Below are 3,743 nucleotides of genomic sequence, written 5' to 3' on the forward strand. Positions count from 1 at the left end.
CGTGCCCGTCGGAGGGGCTCGACCCGGCCGACGCCCTGGCGCTGCGCGGCACCGTCCGCGCGCTCGCCTCCCAGGGGGCGCCGGGTCTGGCGATCGCCGGTGACGTGTCGCCCCGCTCCCGTGCGGCCGCCGACGTCGTCCGCACCGCGGCCGGTGCCGCCGGGCTGCCGGTGCGCCCGGCCCCCGGCCCGGACGACGCCCTGGTCGTCGTGTCCGGCTGGCAGCACGCCGCGACGACGGTCCGCGACACCGCCCGCGCGGCGCAGACCACGCCGACCGCGCTCGGCGGGACCTACCTCGCGCCGTGGCTGCTGACCGGGGGAGTGCTCGGGCAGAGCCCGGGCACCCTGCTCCCGCTGGACTTCGGCCCGCAGGAACAGGTCCCGCAGCGCTACGTCCGGACGCTCGCCGCCGTCGCACCGGGATCCGCCCCGTCGCTGTCGGGGCTGCGCACCTGGGCGGCGACGACCGGAGAGGCCTACACCGACCCGGCACCGGCTCTGTACGGTGCCGCCCCGGTGAGCGTGCCGATGACCGCCGCCGACGACGACGGCGGGCACCACGGTGCCCCCAACGAGGCCGCCTGGTTCCCGGGCGGCGCGATCGTCCGGATCGGCTCCGCGCTGACCGGGCCCGGGCGGGCGGACACCGACCCCGGGACCGGCGCCCCCGCCGGACCCACCCCCTGACCAGCACCACCCACGAGGAGGCTCCCGTGTCGATCACGAAGGACCCGCCCGGCCGGTCGCCGGGCACACTGGCCCGCGCGTTGCGCGAGCTGCCCGGCAGCGGGCGCACCGCGTTCGGGCCGCAGGACCGCGCCGCCGCCCCGCCGCAGTGGCGGGTCGTCGCCGTCGGCCTGGTCCTGGCCGTGCTGTTCCTGGTCGGGGTGGGCACGGTGGCCCCGGCGACGATGGTCGGCACCGCCGCGCTCGGCCTGGCCCTGGGCTTCACCCTGTTCCACTCCCGGTTCGGCTTCACCTCCGGCTGGCGCCAGCTCGTCGCCGTCGGGCAGGGCGCCGCGATCCGCGCGCACATGGTCATGCTGGCGACGGCGTCGGTGCTGTTCGCGGTGATCCTCTCGTCCGGGTTCGCCCTCGCCGGCGAGCCGAAGGGGTTCACCAACCCGATCGGCATCGGGCTCGTCGTCGGCGCATTCCTGTTCGGCGTCGGCATGCAGGTCGGCGGGTCGTGCGCCTCGGGCACGCTGTTCGCCGTCGGCAGCGGGCAGTCCGCGATCGTGCTGACCCTGCTCGGGTTCGTCGTCGGCTCGATGTTCGCGGTGTTCACCCACACCTTCTGGACGCAGACCGTGCCGCAGGGCCCGAGCGTCAACCTGGCCCAGCTGCTCGGCTACCCCGGCGCCGTCGCCGCCACCCTGCTCGTGACGGCCGCGATCACCGCGGTCACCTGGGTGGTCGCCCGGCGCCGCACCCCGCCGCCGGTGGAGCGCCCGCCGTCGGCGCGCGGCGTCGCGCGGATCCTGCGCGGATCGTGGCCGATGTGGGTCGGCGCGGTCGTGCTCGCCGTGCTCAACGCGGCGGTCCTGTTCGTCTCCGCCGCCCCGTGGGGCGTGACCTCGGCGTTCGCGCTGTGGGGCTCGAAGCTCCTGCAGGCCGTCGGGTTCGACATGGCGGGGCTGGCGTACTGGCAGGCCCCGGCGAACGCGCGGTCGCTGGCCGCCCCGGTGCTGGCCGACCGCATCTCCAACCTCGACGTCGGCATCATGATCGGCGCGCTGGTGGCCTCCGCGGTGGGCGGCGCGTTCGTGCTGCACAAGCGGATCCCGTGGAAGCTCGCCCTCGGCGCGGTCCTCGGCGGCATCGCCATGGGCTACGGCGCGCGTCTCGCGGGCGGCTGCAACATCGGTGCCTACTTCTCCGGCATCGCCTCGTTCAGCCTGCACGGCTGGATCTGGGCCGTCGTCGCACTCGGCGGCACCTGGGTCGGGCTGCGGCTGCGGCCGCTGTTCGGCCTGACCAACCCCAAGCCTGCCGACTCGCTCTGCTGAGCCGGCCGGACGCTCCCCCCACGAGAGAGGTTCACACGATGACCGCACGTACCACCGTCCGCGCGCTGGCCGCCGTCGCCGGCGCGGGGGCGCTGGCCACCCTGGCCGGCGGCCTCGCGCACGCCGACGAGGGCCACCACGGCAGCCGCCACGGCCACGGCGATGCGCACTACGACGGCTCCGTCTGGCACTACGACGGCGAGGCCCACCCCTCCGACTCGGCCGACCTCAACGAGTCCGCAGGCGACCGCGCGGACGGCAACACCCCGGTGTACCTGCTGAAGGACGTCCCGGCGGCGGTGGCGCCCGAGGACCTGCTGAAGCCGGTCGACCTGACCGCGCCCGCGTTCGGCGTGCTGGACGGCCTGAGCTGAGACCCGCCCCGGGCTGCTGTGCACAGGGCCGCCCGGGCCGAGCCGGCCGCCCCGCCCGGACCGCGGGTCCGGGCGGGCCGGTCGTGCGCCGGGGGTGGGTCAGTCCTCCTGCAGGACGGCCTGCACGTCGAGGTCGATCCGCAGCGTCCGGCCGACGGCCAGGACCCCGGCCAGTACCGACTGGTTCCAGTCGATCGCGAACTCGTCGCGGGAGATCTCGGTGGTGGCGGTGAACGCCGCCCGGGTGCCACCCCACAGGTCGGGGCCGGTGCCGCCGTAGCTCATGTGCAGGTCGACGGGGGCCTTGACGCCCTTGAGCGCCAGCATCCCGTGCACCGTCCAGCGGGTGGCGTCGACGCGGGTCAGGCCGTCGCCCTCATAGCCGATGGCCGGGTGGGCCCCGACGTCGAGGAAGTCCGCGGTCCGCAGGTGGGTGTCGCGGTCGGGGTCGTCGGAGTCCACCGAGCCCGCGTCGATCGACACGCTCACCGAGCTGGCCTCGAACGGGTCGGCCACCCGCAGGTCGCCGGAGAACCGGCGCAGCCTGCCGTGGATGCGGCTCATCCCGAGGTGTAGCGCGGTGGCCCGGATGCTGGAGTGCTGCGGGTCGATCCGCCACAGGCCGGGGGTGGGCAGCACCGCGCCGCCCGCCCGGGCGAGCTCGACGCGGCCCAGGTCGGTGCCGTCCCCGGCCAGTGAGACCGCCCGCGCGGACGGCTCGTACCCCGCCGCGGCGACGACGACCGTGTGCGGCCCCGCGGCCAGCTCCGCCACCGCGAACCCGCCGTCGGCCCGGCTGGCCCCCCGGCCCCGCTGCACGCCGGTGGCGTCCATGACGGTGACCGTCGCGCCGGTCACCGGCCAGCCGTCGGGGGTGCTCAGCCGTCCGTAGAGCTCAGCCACGTCCCTGCTCCGTCCTCGTCGGGTCGCCGATCCGGTCGTCGGTCGGGTCCGGGGCGCCGAAGCGCACCTCGACCGGTGTGGTCGCGCCGCGCGCCACCTGCACCGCGACGACGACCGGCGCCCAGCCGCTCGCCGTCAGCTCGTGCCGTCCGGGCGGGAGCCCGTGCAGCTCGTAGCTGCCGTCCCGGCCGGTGGTGGTCTCGGCGACGGTGCGCCCGTCGCTGTCACCGATCACGATCCGCGCCCCGGGGACCGGGCGGCCGTCGCCGCTGCGCGCGACGCCGGCGATCCCGGCCAGGGCCGGGAACCGCAGCTCCACCGGCGGCCCGGCCGGGTCGGCGTCGACCGTGCGGGCCAGCGGCCCGTGCCCGGGTGCGGTCGCGGTGAGGGTGTGCGGGCCGGTGCCGGGGGTCTCGGCCAGGAACCGGCCCGCCGGGTCGGTCGGCGTGTGCGCG

At 76.7% G+C, this 3,743-nt stretch carries 4 protein-coding genes and 1 pseudogene; 3 read left to right on the forward strand and 2 right to left on the reverse strand.

What is annotated here, in order from left to right:
• From NH602_RS29245 to NH602_RS29255, 3 genes and pseudogenes are all read left to right on the forward strand, one after another.
• A pseudogene (locus NH602_RS29245) lies at positions 1–689 on the forward strand (hypothetical protein); the annotation flags it as partial.
• A 26-nt stretch (positions 690–715) separates the two neighbouring features.
• Positions 716–2,011 carry a YeeE/YedE family protein gene (locus NH602_RS29250; protein ID WP_083658919.1) on the forward strand — a complete coding sequence of 432 codons (1,296 nt, stop codon included), beginning with the start codon at positions 716–718 and terminating at the stop codon, positions 2,009–2,011.
• 38 nt (positions 2,012–2,049) lie between these two features.
• Entirely contained in the window at positions 2,050–2,385 is a 336-nt protein-coding gene (locus NH602_RS29255) for a hypothetical protein (RefSeq protein WP_073577184.1), read from the forward strand.
• A gap of 99 nt (positions 2,386–2,484) precedes the next feature.
• Here NH602_RS29255 and NH602_RS29260 read toward each other — a convergent pair whose 3' ends face one another.
• Entirely contained in the window at positions 2,485–3,288 is an 804-nt protein-coding gene (locus NH602_RS29260) for a YceI family protein (RefSeq protein WP_253069494.1), read from the reverse strand.
• The coding region (locus NH602_RS29265; protein ID WP_253069495.1) for a carboxypeptidase-like regulatory domain-containing protein at positions 3,281–3,743 on the reverse strand (463 nt) is incomplete at its 5' end. The genes NH602_RS29265 and NH602_RS29260, both read right to left, overlap by 8 nt.

The sequence above is a fragment of the Pseudonocardia sp. McavD-2-B genome (genome assembly GCF_024124365.1).
In the GTDB taxonomy this organism is placed as follows: domain Bacteria; phylum Actinomycetota; class Actinomycetes; order Mycobacteriales; family Pseudonocardiaceae; genus Pseudonocardia; species Pseudonocardia alni.